Source organism: Promicromonospora sp. NPDC090134, from assembly GCF_044746965.1.
GTDB lineage: Bacteria > Actinomycetota > Actinomycetes > Actinomycetales > Cellulomonadaceae > Promicromonospora.
In genome coordinates, this window is record NZ_JBIVCZ010000008.1 from 1 (window position 1) to 19,231 (window position 19,231).

The 19,231-nt window shown below is 67.1% G+C and carries 12 protein-coding genes; 9 read left to right on the forward strand and 3 right to left on the reverse strand.

Going from position 1 to position 19,231, the window contains the following annotated elements; all coding sequences use genetic code 11:
- Positions 1 to 378 precede the first annotated feature (378 nt).
- The 6 genes from ACIPN7_RS20485 (at position 379) to ACIPN7_RS20510 (ending at position 9,111) form a co-directional block, all read left to right on the forward strand.
- The gene (locus ACIPN7_RS20485; RefSeq protein ID WP_400546450.1) at positions 379 to 561 is read left to right on the forward strand and encodes a hypothetical protein; all 183 of its coding nucleotides are present in this window, start codon (positions 379 to 381) and stop codon (positions 559 to 561) included.
- Positions 558 to 2,219: a DNA (cytosine-5-)-methyltransferase gene (gene dcm / locus ACIPN7_RS20490; RefSeq protein ID WP_400546453.1), complete on the forward strand. Its 1,662-nt coding sequence runs from the start codon at positions 558 to 560 to the stop codon at positions 2,217 to 2,219. The genes ACIPN7_RS20485 and dcm overlap by 4 nt, the downstream gene beginning before the upstream one ends.
- 141 nt (positions 2,220 to 2,360) lie before the next feature.
- Positions 2,361 to 4,619: a DUF262 domain-containing protein gene (locus tag ACIPN7_RS20495; protein WP_400546456.1), complete on the forward strand. Its 2,259-nt coding sequence runs from the start codon at positions 2,361 to 2,363 to the stop codon at positions 4,617 to 4,619.
- The gene (locus ACIPN7_RS20500) at positions 4,616 to 7,387 is read left to right on the forward strand and encodes a Z1 domain-containing protein (RefSeq protein ID WP_400546459.1); all 2,772 of its coding nucleotides are present in this window, start codon (positions 4,616 to 4,618) and stop codon (positions 7,385 to 7,387) included. Before ACIPN7_RS20495 ends, ACIPN7_RS20500 begins: the two co-directional genes overlap by 4 nt.
- 2 nt (positions 7,388 to 7,389) lie before the next feature.
- Entirely contained in the window at positions 7,390 to 8,463 is a 1,074-nt protein-coding gene (locus tag ACIPN7_RS20505; protein WP_400547207.1) for a PD-(D/E)XK motif protein, read from the forward strand.
- An 81-nt stretch (positions 8,464 to 8,544) separates the two neighbouring features.
- The gene (locus ACIPN7_RS20510) at positions 8,545 to 9,111 is read left to right on the forward strand and encodes a very short patch repair endonuclease (RefSeq protein WP_400546462.1); all 567 of its coding nucleotides are present in this window, start codon (positions 8,545 to 8,547) and stop codon (positions 9,109 to 9,111) included.
- A gap of 75 nt (positions 9,112 to 9,186) precedes the next feature.
- Here the strand turns inward: ACIPN7_RS20510 and ACIPN7_RS20515 are convergent, their stop codons facing one another.
- Positions 9,187 to 10,881, reverse strand: a complete 1,695-nt coding sequence (locus tag ACIPN7_RS20515; protein WP_400546465.1) for a DUF262 domain-containing protein — start codon at positions 10,879 to 10,881, stop codon at positions 9,187 to 9,189.
- A gap of 312 nt (positions 10,882 to 11,193) precedes the next feature.
- The gene (metH, locus tag ACIPN7_RS20520; protein WP_400547210.1) at positions 11,194 to 14,724 is read right to left on the reverse strand and encodes a methionine synthase; all 3,531 of its coding nucleotides are present in this window, start codon (positions 14,722 to 14,724) and stop codon (positions 11,194 to 11,196) included.
- 141 nt (positions 14,725 to 14,865) lie between these two features.
- Here metH and ACIPN7_RS20525 point away from each other — a divergent pair, with 141 nt between their 5' ends.
- From ACIPN7_RS20525 to ACIPN7_RS20535, 3 genes are all read left to right on the forward strand, one after another.
- A complete protein-coding gene (locus ACIPN7_RS20525; protein ID WP_400546468.1) occupies positions 14,866 to 15,645 on the forward strand; it encodes an SDR family NAD(P)-dependent oxidoreductase in 780 nt (259 codons plus the stop codon).
- A 366-nt stretch (positions 15,646 to 16,011) separates the two neighbouring features.
- Positions 16,012 to 17,286 (forward strand): serine hydrolase domain-containing protein, encoded by a 1,275-nt coding sequence (locus tag ACIPN7_RS20530; protein WP_400546471.1) that lies wholly within the window; start codon positions 16,012 to 16,014, stop codon positions 17,284 to 17,286.
- Positions 17,287 to 17,329: 43 nt separating this feature from the next.
- Positions 17,330 to 18,142: a DUF554 domain-containing protein gene (locus tag ACIPN7_RS20535; RefSeq protein WP_400546474.1), complete on the forward strand. Its 813-nt coding sequence runs from the start codon at positions 17,330 to 17,332 to the stop codon at positions 18,140 to 18,142.
- A 19-nt stretch (positions 18,143 to 18,161) separates the two neighbouring features.
- On the opposite strand, the gene ACIPN7_RS20540 is transcribed toward ACIPN7_RS20535, so the two are convergent.
- The gene (locus ACIPN7_RS20540) at positions 18,162 to 19,103 is read right to left on the reverse strand and encodes a LacI family DNA-binding transcriptional regulator (protein ID WP_400546477.1); all 942 of its coding nucleotides are present in this window, start codon (positions 19,101 to 19,103) and stop codon (positions 18,162 to 18,164) included.
- Positions 19,104 to 19,231: the final 128 nt, after the last annotated feature.

Genomic DNA, 19,231 nt, shown 5'->3' on the forward strand with positions numbered 1-19,231 from the left:
TTGCGCTACCTGCCGACCCTTGCCCTTGACCAGCGCCGATGTAGGTCAGGACGTGAAGCACTCATGAGACCCTCGGCACCGCTGAATAGGGCTCTTAGTGTCGGGCATGGCAGACCAATGCGATCCGGAGACACCTGGGTCGCGCTCGCCGCCCGAGACCACTTGTCACCTACCCATGCAGCAGTCCCGACATCGCCGACCCACCTGTCACCCGAGTGCACTGCCAGGACTCGTCCTGCTTGGCGTTACGCGTCCTTTAGACGCCCATCGGGTGCGCGGATCGACGGTCCCGCCAGCAATCACATGGCGCTCTGGGAGGAGGTAGCCTCTGAGGTCCTGAGACGTGGACGTGCGCTCGTACGATCCGACACTGCGAACATGGCAGCCCTGATCACGAGGCACTGTCAATGTGGGGTGATGTTGATCGTTCGACTGCGCGGCGGGTTGCGCGCCGGGGTTGGTGGCTGGTTAGCTACGAAACGTAAAGAGCAAGCTTTGACTCAGTTGTGGCGCCAGGAGTTCTTCTGGGTGGCGTCGCAGCCATCGACGGGAGACCTGTGACGGACGACGCGTTCACGTTCATCGACCTCTTCGCAGGCATCGGCGGTTTCCACGCCGCGCTCTCGGGCCTGGGTGGTCGATGCGTCTACGTGGCGGAGAAGGACCCTGCTGCCCGTCGGGTGTACCAGGCGGCCTGGCTGGACAAGGAGCTCGACAAAGAGCCTACCGTCGACATCAACGATGACGTCCCGCTCGACACGGGCCACACGGTGAGTGAACTCGTGGAACGTGCTGAGCGCGGTGAGATCAAGCTCACAAATATCCCGAAGGACTTTGATGTCCTTGCCGCTGGATTTCCGTGCCAGGCGTTCAGCAAGTCTGGTAAGCAAGAAGGTGTTCTTGACCAGGTCCGCGGAACGCTGTTCTACAACATCCTGGTAATCGTGGCGATCCGCAGACCGAAGATCATCTTTCTGGAGAATGTCAAGAATCTAGTCGGACCCGCCCACAAGAAGACGACGTACCGAACGATCATCGAGACTCTTACCAAACAGCTCGGGTACGTTGTCAATCCCGACCCGACCATTTTCTCGCCGCACTTCCTCTCGCCCGAGATGGGAGGCGGGCCGCAGAGCCGAGAGCGCGTGTACATCCTCGCTGTACGGAACGACCTGTTGACTGGCTCGGATAGACCGTTCACAGGACCTGTAAGGTCGCCCGGCTGGTCGCCGGACGAGTGGCGCCTAACAGAGACCCGTCTTTCGGAGCGTGATGCGCCTGCGGCCATCACTGATGAGTGGGTAGAGAGCGCTTTGAAGGATCCGCAGCTTTCTGACCGGGCCAGGGAGGTGTCCCGCCTTCTTGGTGACATCGAGCAGTACAAGCTCACCAAGACTGACGACTGGTTCGGTGTCTACGAGACTCTGGTGAAGAAGGTGAGCGCTAGTGCACAGCACAAGCCCAACTCGCGGGGCTCTCGATTTCCCGGCCACCCGATCTGGTTCAACGTCAAGGATGAGGCCTGGGCAGCGCAGGAGAGGGCTGACGCGCGGGCGCACGAAGTGCCTGGCGCGAAGGCACGGCCGTGGAAGGTCGAGTTCCTCGACAAATCGAGCCGGTTCGTGACAGATTACGTCGACGTCCTTGATGGGCCAGCAGGTGTTTCATTGCTCGATCGGATCACGGAGCTCAAGAACAAGGCATGGCGAAAATTCGAGTGGCAGGCGCAGGATGCGACGTCTCTGAGCGAATGTCTCATCCAGGTCCGACCGTCAGGTATCCGGGTTAAGAAGGCGACATACACGCCGGCACTCGTCGCTATCAACCAGGCCCCCATCCTAGGAAAGGACAAGCGCAGGCTGACGCCCTACGAGGCCGGCCGGGTACAAGGGTTCCCCGATCATGTCTTCAAGGCGATGCAGCGGGTCGGGCAGCCTGACGGTCAGTCCTACAAGCAGTTCGGTAACGCCGTGCATGTCGGTACCGTCCAGTACGCGCTGGTCCGCTTCATGAAGCACCACTTCGGGAACGTCGAGCTTGATGGTGGTACGGGGCTCGGAGTCCTGCTCAAGCACTCCAGGGCGCACAGGGCTTGGCGTATCGACGAGGACGCCGCCTCGCTGGCTGCGGTAGCCGGGGAGAGGGCGCCGCTCACCTTGGCAGGCGCGATCGTCGACGACCTTGAGGACGCCGACCCGCGACTCGCGACGCTGATCTAGGTCGACCGTCGCCCTTCTTGTGATACGGAGCCTAGTTTCACCCACCTGACGCGGCGGTTCACCCACAGGTGACGCGGTCGGCATGGGGGCGATGTGTACTGTGATCGAGGTCATTGTCGCGATCAGTCAGGAGTCTTGTCGGTGGACTACGTCAGCGCCAGGTCGAAGGCTGCCGCGGTCGCCAGGATGTACCTGCTCGCTGACTGGACCCCAGAACCGCTCGGCCCTGGCAGCACGGAGAAGCGATCGGCGTTCGAGGCGCTCGGCGCCGCGATTGGCCTCGACCTCACGTCGGTGCGCTCCAAACACAAGTGCGCCGAGAGTCTTGCGCGCGCCCTCGGCACTGAGTGGGACGCGGGCTGCTGGTCGGCCGGCGACACGGTCACGCTCTTGGGAATGAACCGTCTCGTCGACGCGGCGAGCCGCGCCAGGATCGCATCGGTCGAAGCTCCCGAGGCGACTTCGCTGGTTGAGCGGCTCCTCTCCGCAGGAATCAGGCAGAAAGCCCAGCACAACAAGGAAGAACTGATGCCCCAGGATCTTACTGAGCTCGAGCGGGACGTTGCTGACTACCTCGCACGATTGAGCCAGTCCGGCCCTGTGCCGGAGGACTTCGGCCCTGTGTCGGCGCAATTCGGTCCGGAGGCCGTCCGGTTCGACGATGGCAGTTGGCGAGATCGCCTGAGCGACGTCCAGTCGTGGCTCCACCTGGCTGGCGCGTTGGACACCTCTTCTGCTGAAGCCTTCGACAGCAACCTCGCTCACCTGCTCGGCCTTGATGGTCCTGTCGCCATGGATGAACTGCTCGGTTCGCTGGAACAGCGCCTCGACCGAGCACTCGCGCTTCGAGACGAGTTCCTGGCGACGATGGAGGAGACCACAGAGGGCGCGGTAACCGAGGAGAGCGCGTCTCAGCGTTGGGTCGACTCCTGGGACGAGGTGATCGAGGACGAGGGTATCGAACAGAGCGGACAGATCGATGCTGTCGCTGACACCTGGCCTATCCAGACCTTCGTGCAACGCGCACGCAACGGACAACTCGATCTCAGCCCCTCCTACCAGCGGGCCGACGTCTGGCCGACGGGCGACGCGCAGAGGCTCATCGAGTCGATCCTCCGTGGCATCCCGTTGCCCTCGGTCATCATCCTCGAGAAGGTCGCTGCCGGCCGCACCGCGTACGAGGTCGTGGATGGCAAGCAGCGGCTGACCTCGGTCCTTCGCTTCATCGGGGCACACCCCAATGCGATCAAGATCGTGACCGCTAAGGCCGACGAGTGGGGCGTATCCGACGCTCTGGGCACCTTCCAGAAGGACTACCCGGCGTTCAAGTCGCTCTGGGCGGAGCACGAGCCTCAGCGATTGACCGCTCAGGTGGAGCGGCAATATCACTTTCCGTTTGCGCTGCGCGCGACGGATACGGCCGACAGTAGGAACCCCCTGACGGGAGATCGCGAAAAGCTCCGCGGCAAGTACTACAGCCAGATCCGTGACGAACTGATCGAGATGCAGGGCCAGCCATTGCCCGTATCTGACGTGTTCGAGCTCGCCTCGGACTACAAGATCCCGGTCATCAAGTACAAGAAGGTCACGACAGCGCAGATTCACGAGGTGTTCTCGCTCTACAACAAACAGGGCAAGCACCTCAACGCCGAGGAGATTCGTAACGCGCTGTACCACGAGCTCGATCTGATGCGCGCGCTCCTGGTCACTGCGGGCGACTCGAAGGACGTGGAGGCTGTTGCACCCTTCCTCCTGCCCGACTGGGACGACCTCGCCTCGACAGGCGCCGTCCTGACCCGGTACGAGTTTGGCGACGTAGGCTACAAGCGCACCAAGATCCTGTCGTGGGTCGCTGCCGCGCTCTTCCTCGACGACGCCGGGAAGGACGGCATCACCCGCTCGACGGCCGCGCACATCAATGCGCTGCTCCAGCGGGTCACCAACGACCGCCGTGATCCGCTCCGGGCCTCTGACACCGTTCGCCGTGCGATGCTCCTGCTCGATCACGGTCTCGACGCGCACGCCTGCGCCGCCGAAGCATGGCCGAAGCGGTTCCGGAGCGGCAGTGACAACGGCTCGGGCAAGTGGCAGGAACTGCGCCTGGTCGCCAGCCTCGTCGCCCTGTCAGCGGCATCTGCCGTCCTCGGGGACGAGCTCGTCGACATCTTCGAGGACGCGGTCCCAGAAATCAGGAAGGCCTCCGGGACCTGGGGCAAGCCACGAAAGAACCAGTCCAGGGACCAGTGGCGGTGGATCGGCTTTGTCGTCGGTGAGCTCCTAGCGAAACTAGGTGTCGATCCCGAGACGGCGCACGCCGCCCTCGCCGACCGGTTCGGTGCGTCGGGCCTGCGGACGCTGGTCGGGAAGAGCGAGGCGCCCGACGGCTTCGTCCGCGCATGAATGCGCACGACGGCGCGCACCACGGCGTCGAGCGGGTCACGCTCGTCAGAGAGCCGGGTGAATCCGACAGCTGGTGGACCGCTTACGCTGACCGCCTCGCGGCGTCAGGCATCGGAGGAACGAGCCGCGAGGTCATCGAAGCCGATGCTCGTTACATCGTCGATCACGGCATCTTCGGCGCCGGTGAGCCAACAGCCTCACGTTGGCCAGCGACGCGTGAGCGTCGAGGACTTGTCATGGGCGCTGTGCAGTCGGGCAAGACAGCCTCGATGCTGGCTGTCGCAGCCATGGCACTTGACCGGGGCGTCGACGCACTCGTCATCCTCGGGGGCACGCGAACGACACTTTGGATCCAGACGTTCGAGCGATTCCTCGGACAACTTGACACTCAGCCGAACGCGACCCGTCGCCGGCTCAGGATTCCCGCAGGGGAAGGCTCGGAGCTCGATGGCTCGGACCTCAGCCTGCTCTACTCACTGAGCGACTCAGGCGTGAAACGCGCGCTGCAGCGACGGCGCCCGATCATCGCCGTAGCGATGAAGAACACCGCGCACCTGGAACGACTAGGTCGCAACCTGCGCGACGTCGTCTACCCGCTCGCCATGCAACGAGACGAGCCGTTCCACCTTCTCGTCATCGATGACGAGGCTGACGACTCGTCCGTCGTCGATGCATCAGCCGAGGGCTTGGACGAGATCGACGTCCGTCGCAAGCAAATCCCTCGCCGGATCGTTGACCTGTGGGAGTCGCGCCAGCAGCGTGGCGAGACCGTGCAGGCCAACGTCTATGCGACCTATCTGGCATACACCGCGACACCTCAGGCAAACTTCCTCCAGGACGACACCAACCCTCTCGCGCCTACCGACTTCGTCGCCAGCCTCCGAACACCTGGCCCTTCCGGTGACCCTGTCGTTCGTGAGTCCGGCTACCGCATCCCCGACGGGATCAGAGGCTGGTACACCGGGGGCGAGATCTACTACAAGGCACTCGCAGACGTCCCTCTCTGTCTGCCTACAGACGATGCTGACCCGGCCTCACTCGTCCCTGACGCCGTGCGAGGCTTCCTCGTCGCCGCTGCCATCCGTCTGAACCGGTCTCAGGGCCGTGTGGGCCCATACAGCGCCCGAGGGAGCCGCTTCAGATCCTGGAATGAAGCGAAGGCCATAGTCATAGACCCCATGTCCATGCTGATCAACCCTTCATCCGCGAAAGAGAGTCACTTCGACGTCGCAGACGCCGTGATTGCCTGGGCGGGGGGCCACACCGAGGACCATTGCGACGGAGTAAACGTAGGCGCGCAAGGGCGTGACCTCGGCACAGAGGGCCTTGTCCGGGACATGGACGAGCGCCGTGACGCGTGGGTCACATGGCTCGATCGCTACCGCAGTGGAACCGCCAAGGTAGATGAACTCCTCACGCTGACGGACCCGAGGCCGGTTCCCGAAGCGTGGGACGTGGTCCGCCGTCTCATCCTCGAGGAGATCGCGCCCGGGACAAGGGTCGCCGTCATCAACAGCGACGAGCGGGCTGACGACCGCCCAGAGTTCTCGCCTCGGAGGGACGCGAACGGCGTTTGGTGCGCACCGGCGAACATATCGACGATATTCGTCTCCGGGAATGTCATGTCCCGGGGGCTCACGCTCGAAGGTCTCATGACGACTCTCTTTACGAGGAGTGCGTCGACGCCGCTCGCGGACACGCAGATGCAGATGCAGCGCTGGTTCGGCTACCGGGGCGGATATATCGATCTCTGCCGTGTACTCATGCCGAGGGATCAGCTCAACCTGTTCATGGACTACCACGAGAACGACGAGGCTCTACGGCGTGACGTCCTGCGGGCTATGGATTCGGGCACAGTCCCAGACCTCACGATCCTCCAGGGGCGGACATTCCGAGCGACAGGGAAGATTGCGAACCTGCGCGCCGAACCACTGTTCCCTGGACCGCGGCCGTTCGTCCGACACATGAACCCGGCAGGTGCTGATGGGGACAACCTAGGACTTGTCTCCAACCTCTTCGCCGGTGAGGTGCTCGCAGTGCCCGCCGGGTCCGCCAAGCGCGGCCTGCTCTTGCCCGATCCATTGAGTCTCACGGATGCTGCCGGTCTGCTTGAGAGACTTCGGTACGTCGACCATGGTCCAGGCTCGAGCGGGTTAGAGGCCTCCCGGTGGCAGTCAGTTGCAAACCATGCGCAGATCCCAGCGACTGACGAGTCCCTTCCGCTCTACAGAGCGCCCGACGTGGAGGGGTCGCGAGATCTAGGCAGTGAGTCGCCGTACGCGATCGCGGCATACCTCCGACTTTGGTCGGCAGTGGTCTCGCGGCGCGTTCCGGGACTGACATCCACGGACGAGCCGTCGGTGAGGTGGAGCCTCATCGAACGGGACCTCTTGGTGAGGCGTCAGCCGCGTTTTTGGGTAGGTCTTCGGTTCGGTGACGGGGAGGCGGTCGTGGATGGCCCGCTCACCAACGTCGCCTGGCCGGTGCGCCCGATGCTCAGAAGGGTCGTGGAGGGGACGAATGACCTCGACGCGTCGTGGGGTTCTCGGAACTACAGTGGCGATGTCATCCGCGGTGACGACCTCTTCGATCTTGTCGCCCGTGGGATCGAGCCCCAGGTAACACCCACGGGGGCTCGGTTGCCAGGGTCGGACGGGCTGATCCTGTTCCACGTCGTCGACCGATTCGATGGCCACCAGACGATTGCTGCTGGCGTGAGCGTGCCACTGGGCGGTCCAGACCACATCCGAGCACGATCGGGGGCGTGACGATGGAGAACGACAGGACGACATCCTTCGAGTGGCTGCGCGCCAAGCTGGAGCAGCATCCGTATGCGCCACGCCCTGGGCAGCGCGATCTGATCTGGGCCGACCCGATCCACTCGGCTGCCGTAGCTCGTGACGAGAATGGGTCCATCGAGATCTTCATCGCAGGACGTGAGATCAGAGCGACGACCGCCATCCTGCGTGAGACGCTCAAGCACCAGTCCTGGGCGAACGTGGACGGTGACGCGCTGCAGGCGAACCGTCTGGTTCTGCCCGAGTCATCGAACCTGCCCGGTGTAGCAGCATTCATCTGCGCGGAACTGTTGGCGAACGGACTGCAGGGTGACCCGCAGGAAGCCTTCAGCCGCACCGAGCCGGTCGTGGCTGCCCTGCTCTATCGCCAGATGCTCGGCAACGAGGTCCTGACCGGCCTCGCGGGAGAGCTTCTGCTCCTTGAGGCGCTCACTCGTCAGAGTTCGGACCCGGATGGCGTCGTCGAGTGCTGGTACGGGAGCGTCCCGTCGGCGCGAGACATTCAGCTCGGTCCGATCGGAGTCGAGGTCAAGGCGACCTCTGGGCCGTCCTCTACGCACGCGGTCCAAGGTATCCATCAAGTCGAACTCGGCCACGGTGTCAAGGACGAGCCCGAGACTGCGTTGTACCTCCTGAGCATTGGCATCAGGTGGCTACCCGGCGAAGCAGTGGGCGGTACCTCGATCCCGGCGCTCGTCGAGGAGATAGTGGGCCGGGTGGCCTTAGAGACCCAGGAGCGTTTTCTTGCCCGGCTGAGGCAGTATGGCGGGGACGCAGGCATTGGCTACGATCACGCGCACGACCAGCAAGAGCCACGGTACTCGCGCAGGTTCATGTCCACCTTTGAACGCCTCTACGACATGCTCGATCCCCGGATCCGAGTGTTGCGAGGTTCCGACGTCGACAACATCACTCACGTCGAGACGGACTCGATCAAGTTTCGGGTGGCGCTACCGCGACAGATTGACGGAGAGATCAACCCCACGACGGACATGGAGCCGATCGCCAAACGGCTCATGTCGGAGGCGAGTCGCGCATGGCGTTGACCATTCCGTTCACGAGCGCCGCCAGTGTTATTTGGCTCGGTGGCTGTTCACGGTCCTGCGGGACTGGTGCATGATCGCTGCATGGGGGACCTGATGAACGAGCGCGAGGATCTGACCCTGACTGAGGTGTCACGCCTAGCGATGGCCGCTCAGAGCGTGCCGCGCCATCCCGGTCCGTCATCGGACGGAATCTCGGAGCGGATGTCATCGGCGCGCCGCCGAGACACAAAGCCGGAGATCGCGCTGCGTCGGGAGCTGCACGCCCGTGGACTGCGATATCGAGTGGCGTACCCGGTGCCCGGTCAGCGTCGACGGACCATTGACATCGCGTTCACCCGGGCGAAGGTCGCCGTCATGGTCGACGGATGCTTCTGGCACGGCTGTCCGGAGCACGGGACTCGGCCCCGCTCCAACTCGGAGTGGTGGCGTACGAAACTTGCCGCGAACGCCGCACGGGACGCGGACACCAACCGTGTGCTGCAAGCCCTGGGCTGGCTGGTGATCCGCGTCTGGGAGCACCAGCCAGCCGAGTCAGCGGCGGACCTGGTTGAAGCGGCGCTCCAGGACCGACGTGCCGCAACGTGCGGAGGTATCAAATCGGCAGCGGTGATTCCAGAAGTACGCCCTCTCCGGGCGTGTCAGGGCTGACGACTCTGGCTCAGGTCGTTGCGTGGCATCCCAACGCGATCTGCCGTGGAGAAACGCGGTACCGACGACGCATTCTTAGAAGTGCCACACCTTGTCGTACGCGCGTGTCGCCAGGCGCGCAGTTCGAGCCTGCACCTGGTGCTGACCCCACGTCGGCTCGATCGCAATGTCCGCGACGTCGAACATTTTCGAATAGTTCGCCAGAATGTCTCGCTTCTTCTCGAAGGGTAGGCTGTCCATTTCGCTGTTGACTTTCTGGTCGAGCCACAGAAGGTTGCCCATCATCCCGACCCATGGCTGTCCGCCACTCTGCGGCGCGACGTGCTCGATGTTGCACTTTGCATGGTCGATGGCAGTGTGGAGTCCGGCAGCATCATGCATCTTGCGCAGCGTGTACTGGACGAGGCGCTTTGTGCGAGACGACTTCTCGGTGAACTGGAGAACCCTCGCGAACTCCGCCTCGAACGTGGCGCGGGTGGAGATCCCCTTCCGCAGTTGCTCGACGAGTTTGTCCACGATCAGGCCCGCGGTCTGGGGATCTGCTGCGGCTGAGACCTCGCGTGCATACCGCGCGTACATCTGGCTCTGGCCACCAGTGCTGCTCGCACCGACGACTGCAGTCGTGATGAAGTGAAAGTTCTCGACCGCGGTCATCGCTTGACGGAGCTTCTTGAGTTTGATTACCCCTCTTGTGTGTGCGCGAAGGAGCGCGAGGAGGAGTGGGCGCGGCTGTCGAACTGCAAAGATCTCTAAAGCGACAAGCGACTCCTTTACGCCAAGTTCCTCTGCTAGGCACGACCAACCGTTAGGGTTGGCGATTCGCGCGTATAGCGCTGCATCATCAACGAGCGCTTTGATCGTGTCTTCAGTGCTCATGCCCCCGAACTTGTCTGCCTTGATCCGGCGGAAGAGCTTTCGTTCGGAGACGTACGCGTTGCGTGAGAGCCACCAGTGGAGGATGTACGTGTTGGGATTGACACCATTTCCAGCCTCGGCGAGTGTCTCCCGCATGACCTGCCACTGTTCGGCGGGAAGGTCGAGGTCGCCGTTCTCCGCCTTCAACTGCGACATCAGTAGATTTTTCAGGAGGTCCACGACGTCAAGGTCGCGACCTCGGGAGTTCAAGGTCTCGAAGATCATGTACGCGTCGTCGACGTTGTCCAATACGATCCAGATTACCTGCAGTGATAGTACGCGGTCTCGAATTCTTTTGAGTCTGATGACGTAGTCATGGTCATCCTCGAGACGAACGCCGCCAGCGACGGCGGGACGTTCCTCAGACAGGCGCGTCGTAATGTCAGCGAAAGCCCGCTTGATGTTCGTCTGGTCCTCGTTAGCCGGCTGCACCACCGTTCGGGGCGCCCGCATCTGCACCTGCGAGGCTAGGAAGGTCCCTGCGGGCTCCGACTTCAGAACGAAGTGGTCGATGTTGTCGTCGTCCGTGCGCTCGATGTACTTCGTCACGCCGTCGGCAAGATCGGTCCGCCCGATCCCGACAAACATGTCGCGCAATGCGCAGAGCATGAGCGTCAGGGTCGTAATGCGTTGTTGCCCATCCACGATCGGGAAGGTGTCACGCTGAGTCTGGAACGCGACCATCGGACCGATGAAGTAACCATCGTCGTTGCTGTCGACGACGTCGGTCCAGAACTCGTCGAGGTTTTCCTGCCCCCACGAGTAAGGCCGCTGGAACCGAGGGATCTCGTAGTAGTCGGACTTAAGAATGTCCTTGATATCGCGGAGAACGGGTTGGAACGTGATCGTTGGCAACGTTGATCCTTCCGGTGCATCACGGGCGGGCAGGTGCAGGGAAGAGCCAGGTCAGGCTAGCGGGACGCGCCCGGATAGCCCAGCGTGAAAAGTCCCGTTCACCCACACGGCGCGATCAGGTGGGGCGACGTAGGGACATCCGGTATGGCGCGAGGATGCTGTTCCTGATGCGTCAGGCCGTCCGCTGGCGAAGTCGGGACCGGATAGCGAGAGCTGAAGCGGCCACGATGATTCCCACTTGGCCTCCGAGCGCCTGGGCCTCCCCGCTGCCGTCGCAGTTCGTGAGAAACTTATGCGGCTCGCTCTTGTTAGTCACACGGAGAAGTACTTCGCTTCCGGGTGGTGGAACACGAAGGCATCGGTGGACTGCTCCGGGTGCAGCTGGAGCTCGTCGGACAGCGTCACGCCCACCCGCTCCGGTCGCAGCAGCTCCACGACCTTGTGCCGGTCCTCCATGTCGGGGCACGCGGGGTACCCGAGCGACATCCGCGCCCCGCGGTACTCCAGCTTGAACATGCCCTCCACGTTCTTCGGGTCCTCGTCCCCGAAGCCCAGCTCCGAGCGCACCCGGGAGTGCCAGAACTCCGCCAGCGCCTCCGTGAGCTGCACCGACAGCCCGTGCAGCTCCATGTACTCGCGGTACTTGTTCGCCTCGAACAGCTTGGCGGTGTGCGCGGACACCGTGTCGCCCACGGTCACGAGCTGCACCGGCAGCACGTCGAACCGCCCGGTCTCCTCGACGAAGGACCGCGGCCGGACGAAGTCCGCCAGGCACAGGTGCCGGTCGCGCCGCTGCCGCGGGAAGTGGAACCGCAGCCGCTCGGTCCCGACCTCGCCCCCGGAGCCGCCGTCGGGCGCCCCGGTCCCGTTGAGGTCCCCGTGGTGCGCGACGACGACGTCGTCCCCCTCGGACCACACCGGGAAGTACCCGTACACCACGGTCGGGTCCATGATCTGGTCCGTGCGGATGCGGTCCATCCACTCCGCGAGGCGCGGTCGGCCCTCGGTCTCGACGAGCTCCTCGTACGAGGCACCGTCCTCGGAACGGCCGGGCTTGAGACCCCACTGGCCCATGAACGTCGCGCGCTCGTCGAGGAACGCCGCGTACTCCGAGAGCTGGACGCCCTTGACGATCCGCGTGCCCCAGAACGGCGGCTCCGGCACGGGGTTGTCGGCGGCCACGTCGGAGCGGGCGGGCAGGTTCTCGGGCGCCGTCTGGGTCACCGTCACCACGCCGTGCCGCCGCTTGCGCAGGGCGGGCAGGCCGACGTCGTCCGGCGAGGCGCCGCGCGCGACCCGCACCAGGGGCTCCATGAGCCGCAGGCCCTCGAACGCGTCCTTCGCGTAGCGGACGGTGCCAGGGAAGGCGCCGGCGAGGTCGTCCTCGACGTAGGTGCGCGTCAGTGCGGCCCCGCCCAGCAGCACCGGCCAGCGCTTCTCGTACCCGCGGGAGGCCAGCTCCTCCAGGTTCTCCTTCATCACCACGGTCGACTTCACGAGCAGCCCCGACATGCCGATCACGTCGGCGTCGTGCTCGATCGCGGCGTCGATCATGGCGCTCACCGGCTGCTTGATGCCGATGTTGACCACCGTGTAGCCGTTGTTCGTCAGGATGATGTCCACGAGGTTCTTGCCGATGTCGTGCACGTCGCCGCGCACGGTCGCCAGCACGATCGTGCCCTTCGACCCGTTGTCGCCCTCGACCCGTTCCATGTGCGGCTCCAGCAGCGCGACGGCGGCCTTCATCACCTCCGCCGACTGCAGCACGAACGGGAGCTGCATCTCGCCCTTGCCGAACAGCTCGCCCACCACCTTCATGCCCTCCAGCAGGTGGTCGTTCACGATGTCCAGGGCCTTCATCCCGGCGCCCAGGGCCTCCTCGATGTCCGGCTCCAGGCCTTTGCGGGCGCCGTCGATGATGCGCCGCGCGAGCCGCTCGCCCACGGGCAGCGCCAGGAGCTCCGCGGCGCGCGCGTCCCGGATCGCCCCGGCGTCCACGCCCTCGAACAGGTCCAGCAGCTTGGACAGCGGGTCGTAGGTCAGGTTCCCGTCGGCGTCCCACTCGCGGCGGTCCCACACGAGGTCGAGCGCCGTCTGCCGCTGCTCGTCGGGGATGGAGGACAGCGGCAGGATCTTCGCCGCGTGCACGATCGCCGAGTCCAGTCCGGCCTCGGTCGCCTCGTGCAGGAACACCGAGTTCAGCACCGCGCGCGCCGCCGGGTTCAGGCCGAACGACACGTTCGAGACGCCGAGCGTCGTGTGCACGCCGGGGTACTTGCGCGTGATGCGCCGGATCGCCTCGATGGTCTCGATCGCGTCGCGCCGCGTCTCCTCCTGGCCCGTGGCGATGGGGAAGGTCAGGGCGTCGACAATGATGTCGTCCACCCGCATGCCCCAGTCGCCCACCAGGGTGTCGATCAGCCGCGACGCGATGGCCACCTTGCCGTCGGCGGTCCGGGCCTGCCCCTCCTCGTCGATCGTCAGGGCGACGACGGCGGCGCCGTGCTCCACCACCGCCGGCATGATCCGCCCGAACCGCGACGTCGGCCCGTCGCCGTCCTCGAAGTTCACCGAGTTGACCACGCCGCGGCCGCCCAGCAGCTCCAGGCCCGCGCGGATCACGGCGGGCTCCGTGGAGTCGATCACCAGCGGGAGCGTCGACGCGGAGGCCAGGCGGGAGACGACGTCCCGCACGTCCGCGACGCCGTCGCGCCCCACGTAGTCCACGCACACGTCCAGCAGGTGCGCGCCGTCGCGCGTCTGGGCGCGGGCGATGTCCACCACGTCGTCCCAGCGGGCGTCCAGCATCGCCTCGCGGAACGCCTTGGACCCGTTGGCGTTGGTGCGCTCGCCGATCGCCAGGAAGCTCGTCTCCTGCCGCAGGTCCGTCGCGGAGTACAGCGAGGCGACGGCGTTCTCCCGTACGGGCTCGCGCGCGGCGACGGGCTGCCCGCCCACGGCCTCGACCACCAGGCGCATGTGCTCCGGCGTGGTGCCGCAGCAGCCGCCCACCAGGCCCAGGCCGAACTCGCGCGCGAACTGCGTGTGCGCGGCGGCCAGCTCCTGCGGCGTCAGCGGGTAGGACGCGCCGTGCGGACCGAGCACCGGCAGGCCCGCGTTCGGCATGCACGCCACCGGCATCTGGGCGTGCTGCGACAGGTGCCGCAGGTGCTCGCTCATCTGTTCCGGACCGGTGGCGCAGTTCATGCCGATCGCATCGATGTCCAGCGCCTGCAGCGCCACCAGCGCCGCGCCGATCTCGGAGCCCATCAGCATGGTCCCGGTGGTCTCCACCGTCACCGACACGATGATCGCGACCCGCTGCCCGGTCTCCGCCATCGCCTGCCGGCAGCCCGTCACCGCGGCCTTGGCCTGCAGCAGGTCCTGGCTGGTCTCGATCAGCAGCGCGTCCGCGCCGCCCTCGATCAGGCCCGCCGCCTGCTCGGCGAACGTGTCGCGCAGGTGCTCGTACGTGGTGTGCCCCAGCGACGGCAGCTTGGTGCCCGGGCCCATCGAGCCCAGCACCCAGCGCGGCCGGTCCGGCGTCGCGTGGGCGTCGGCGCGCTCGCGCGCGATCCGGGCGCCCTCGCGGGCCAGCTCGCGGATGCGGTCGTCGATGCCGTAGTCCGACAGGTTCGACCAGTTGGCCCCGAACGTGTTCGACTCGATCGCGTCGACGCCCACCTCCAGGAACGCGTCGTGCACCCCGGCGATGAGGTCGGGCCGCGAGACCGTCAGGATCTCGTTGCACCCCTCCAGCCCCTGATAGTCGTCCAGGGTCGGGTTCGCCTCCTGGATCATCGTGCCCATCGCGCCGTCGGCCACGACCACGCGCGTGCGCATCGCCTCCAGCAGGGCGGCGGAACGCTCGGCGAGCGTGGGCAGGGCGGCGGGCAGCGCGGTCACCCGGGCAGCGTAAGCCTTGGTCGCACGACGTCGCCGTGCGTGCCCGGCAGGCGGTCTCCCCCCGGTATCGTCCGCGACATGATGATGCACGACTACCTGGCCGCCCTGTTCTCCCTGGAGGGTCGCACCGCCGTGGTGACCGGCGGCAGTTCCGGCATCGGACGGGCCATCGCCGAGGCGCTCGCGCTGGCGGGGGCGCGCACCGTGCTCCTGGCGCGCGGCGCCGACCGGCTCGACGAGGTCGCCGCCGGCCTGCGCGAACGAGGCTGCGACGTGGAGACCGTCGTCGTCGACCTCTCCAGCCGCGACGGCATCCGCGCCGCCGCCGACGGGATCGTCGCGGCCGCCGGCGAGCCCGACATCCTCGTCAACAGCGCGGGCATCAACCTGCGCCCCCACCTCGGCCAGGTCGACCAGGAGACCTGGGAGGTCACCATGACCGTCAACCTGGAGGCGCCGTTCATGCTCGGGCAGCGGTTCGCGCCCGGCATGGCGGCCCGCGGCTTCGGCCGGCTCATCCACATCTCCTCGCAGCAGGCCCACCGGTCGTTCGTCGACAGCGGCGTCTACGGCGTCTCCAAGGGCGCCCTCGAGTCGCTCGCCCGCTCCCAGTCCGAGGCCTGGTCCCCGCGCGGTGTCACCGCCAACACCCTCGTGCCCGGGTTCGTCCTCACGCCCCTCAACCAGCACCTGCAGGACGACGCCGAGAAGGTCACGGCGCTCGCCGCCCGCACCACCGTGGGCCGCAACGGCGTGCCCGAGGACTTCGCGGGCGCCGCCGTCTTCCTCGCCAGCGCCGCCTCGGGCTACGTCACGGGCCACTCGCTCTTCGTGGACGGCGGCTTCTCGGTGCACTGAGCCCGGGTCGCGGCTTCGCGCCGTGTCGTGGTGCCGCCGGTGCCGCCGGTGCTGCCGCGTCTGGTCCGGGGTAAGACCTGCGCAGCCGGAGGGGTAACGGAGAGGTAGCACTGCTACGTGCTCGTAACCCTCCCGGCTGCGTAGGCGTTTCCCCGGCGGGGGGCTACCGCGGTGGCAGTCGATCTGCGCTGTCGCCGAGCGCCGGAGAAGTGTCGTGCGATCGAGGTTGGTTGCCGAGAGTAGACAACGTCTACCCAGAGCAACGGACTCCGATCGCCGACGTCCTCCGCGAGGCTCGTCCGCACGTCTTGCCGGTGCACCGGGTTTTCGGTGCACCTTGTGGTGCGGCCCGCGAGACTGACGCACGTGACGACGGGGCACGACAACGCGAACGCGGCGCGACGAGCGCGGGGACAGAGCACGCGGGGACGGGGCGCGCAGGGACGGGGCGCGCAGGGACGGGGCGCGCAGGGACAGAGCGTGCGGGGACGGGGCGCGCGGGGAGGAGCGCGGAGGGCGCTGCGCGGTGCGGCGGTGCTCGCGGTGGCGGTCGGTCTGGCGGGCCTGGCCGGGTGCGGTGCCGGGGGAGTCGAGTCGATCGAGCCCTTCCTGGACGAGACCCTGCCGGCCGGTTCCAGCGGCGCCCTCGTCGCCGGGCGGGGCACGACGATCGACGTCTGCCGCGGCTGGGGCGCCCCGGAGGAGCAGGACGCGGCGGGCGAGCAGGACGCGGCGGGCGAGCAGGACGCGGCGGGCGGGGAGCGCCCGGGCTGCGACACCGTCTTCGACATCATGTCGATGACCAAGCAGTTCACCGCGGCGGCGATCGTCCGGCTGGAGATGGACGGGCTGCTCGACGTCGCAGACCCGCTCTCGGACCACGTCCCGGGCGTCCCCGCGGACAAGCGGTCGATCACGATCGAGCACCTGCTCACCCACACCTCGGGACTGCCGGACAGCCTCGGTCCGGACGACGAGCCGCTGACCCGCGACGCTTTCCTGCGCGAGGCGCTGGGCTCGGAGCTGCTGTCGCGTCCCGGCGAGACGTACCTGTACTCCAACGTCGGCTACAGCCTGCTGACCGTCGTGGTCGAGGAGGCGTCGGGCCAGGACTACGAGGCCTACCTCGCCGAGCACCTGTTCCAGCCCGCCGGCATGACACGCACGGGCTACGTGCTGCCGGACTGGTCCACCGCGCACCTGGCCGTCGAGTACGACGCGGACGGCCGCGCGCAGGGCACGCCGCTGGACCACCCCTGGGCCGACGACGGCCCGTACTGGAACCTTCGGGGCAACGGCGGCCTGCTGTCCACGCCGCGCGACATGTTCCGCTGGCACGTCGCCCTGCGCGACGACACCGTGCTGGACGAGGCCGCACGGCGCGAGCAGTTCGAGCCGCGGGTGCGCGAGGCGCCCGACGACACCTACTACGCCTACGGCTGGGTCGTGGACGACCCGGACGATCCCCGGATTCTCTGGCACAACGGCGGCAACGGGCGGGCCTACGGCGAGATCGGGCGGGACCCGGCCGGCGAGGTGTTCGTGTTCTGGGTGGCCAACCGGTCCGCGGGCGACGGCTGGGACCTGGGGGAGAGCGGCACCGACCTCACCTCCGGGCTCTTCGAACGACTCAGCGGCTGAGCGGTCGAGCGGCGAGTCCGCGGCGCCGCAGTAGGCTCGCGCGGTGAACGTCGACTTCCCGGGCCTGGGCACTCTTGTCAACGTCGGGACGATCGTCGTCGGGTCGCTGCTCGGCATGGCGGTGGGGCACCGGCTGCCCCAGCGCACCCACGCGGTCGTGACCGACATCCTCGGCCTCGTGACCCTGCTGGTCGCCGCGCTGTCGGCGGTCGCGGTCACCGACGCGGCCTTCGTCTCCGCCACGGGCTCGGGCGCGCCCGTGCTGATCGTGCTCGGCTCCCTGCTGATCGGCGGCATCACCGGCTCGCTGCTCCGCATCGAGGATCGCCTGGAAGGGCTGGCCGGCACGATCCAGGGCTGGCTGGCCCGGCGCTCGGGCGGCCGGCGCACGTCCCACCGTCCCGTGCTGATCGACACGAGCGAGACCGGTCAGGACCCCGCGGCGCGGGAGCGCTTCATCGAGGGCTGGCTCACCGCGTCGCTGCTGTTCTGCGTCGGGCCGCTCGCGATCCTGGGGTCGCTGTCCGACGGGCTGGGCCGGGGCATCGACCAGCTCCTGCTCAAGTCGGTGCTCGACGGCTTCGCGGCGCTGGCGTTCGCGTCGTCGTTCGGCGTCGGGGTGCTGCTCTCCGCGGTGTCGGTCGGCGTGGTCCAGGGTCTGGTCACGCTGGCCGGGGTGCTGCTCGGGTCCGTGCTGCCGGACGCGCACATCGCCGCGCTCACGGCCACGGGCGGCCTCATGCTGGTGGGCATCGGCCTGCGGCTGCTGCACCTCAAGCAGATCCCGGTCGGCGACCTGCTGCCCGCCCTCGTGGTGGCGCCCCTGCTCACGCAGCTCGTGATCGTGCTGCGCTGAGCACGGGCCGCGGCCGGCGTCAGCCCCGCACGGGCACCGGCAGCCGCACCTGACGCCCCGTCTCGTCCTGTCCGTCGAGCTGGCGCGCCAGCAGGTCCATCGCGGTGCGGCCCAGCTCCTCGCCGTCCACGTCGATGGCGGGCGTGTGCTCCAGGCCGAGCGCCTCGATGACCGTGGGCTCCGTGCTCACCACCAGGTCGCGCGGCACCTCGACGCCGCGCGTGCCCAGCGCCAGCAGCAGACCCAGCCCGATGGACGTCGCGTACGGCACGACGGCGGTGGCTCCCGTCTCGACCACGGCCGGCGTCACCTCGACCCCCGCGACGAACGTCGCCGGGCGCGGGCCGAGCACGGTGAGCTCGGCGCCGGCCCGCTGCGCGGCGTCGCGCACGGCGGCGGTGCGCTGCCGGTCCTGCCAGGACCCCTCGGGCCCGCCCACGTAGACGATGCGCCGGTGTCCCTCGGCGGCGAGCCGGGTGGTCAGGGTGCCGAAGGCGGAGGCGGTGTCGGCCACGACCGACGTCATCCCGTCGATCTCGCGGTCCACCAGGACGGCGGCCTTGGCCGCGCCGATCCCGGCCACGAGCGTGTCGGTGCCGCGCGGCGCGACGACGAGGAACCCGTCGACCTGCCGGGACAGCCGCTCGACGGCGTCCGCGGAGTCCAGGGCGTGCACGGCCACGGTGAGCTGGAGGCCCGCCTCCTCGGCGCGCGCCTGGGCGCCCGCGATGATCGGGGTGAAGAAGGTGTTGTCCAGGGTGGGGACGACGATGGCGATGATGCCGGTGCGCCCGCGCGCGAGCTCGCGCGCCGCGCGGTTGGGCACGTAGCCGAGCCGGGCGGCCGCGGCCACCACGCGCACCGCGGTCTCGGGGGCCACCAGGCCGCTCCCGTTCAGCGCGCGTGACGCGGTCGCCTTGGAGACGCCGGCCACCGCGGCGACGTCGGACAGATCAGGCACCCGTACCTCCTTGGTCGTTGCGCACACTCTAGACGGCCGATGCAACCGTTTCCGCCCGCTCTGCCCGTGCGTGTAACAGGAAGTTAACGCGGGATTGCAGGAGCGCGGCCGCACATGCCTTAGGGTCC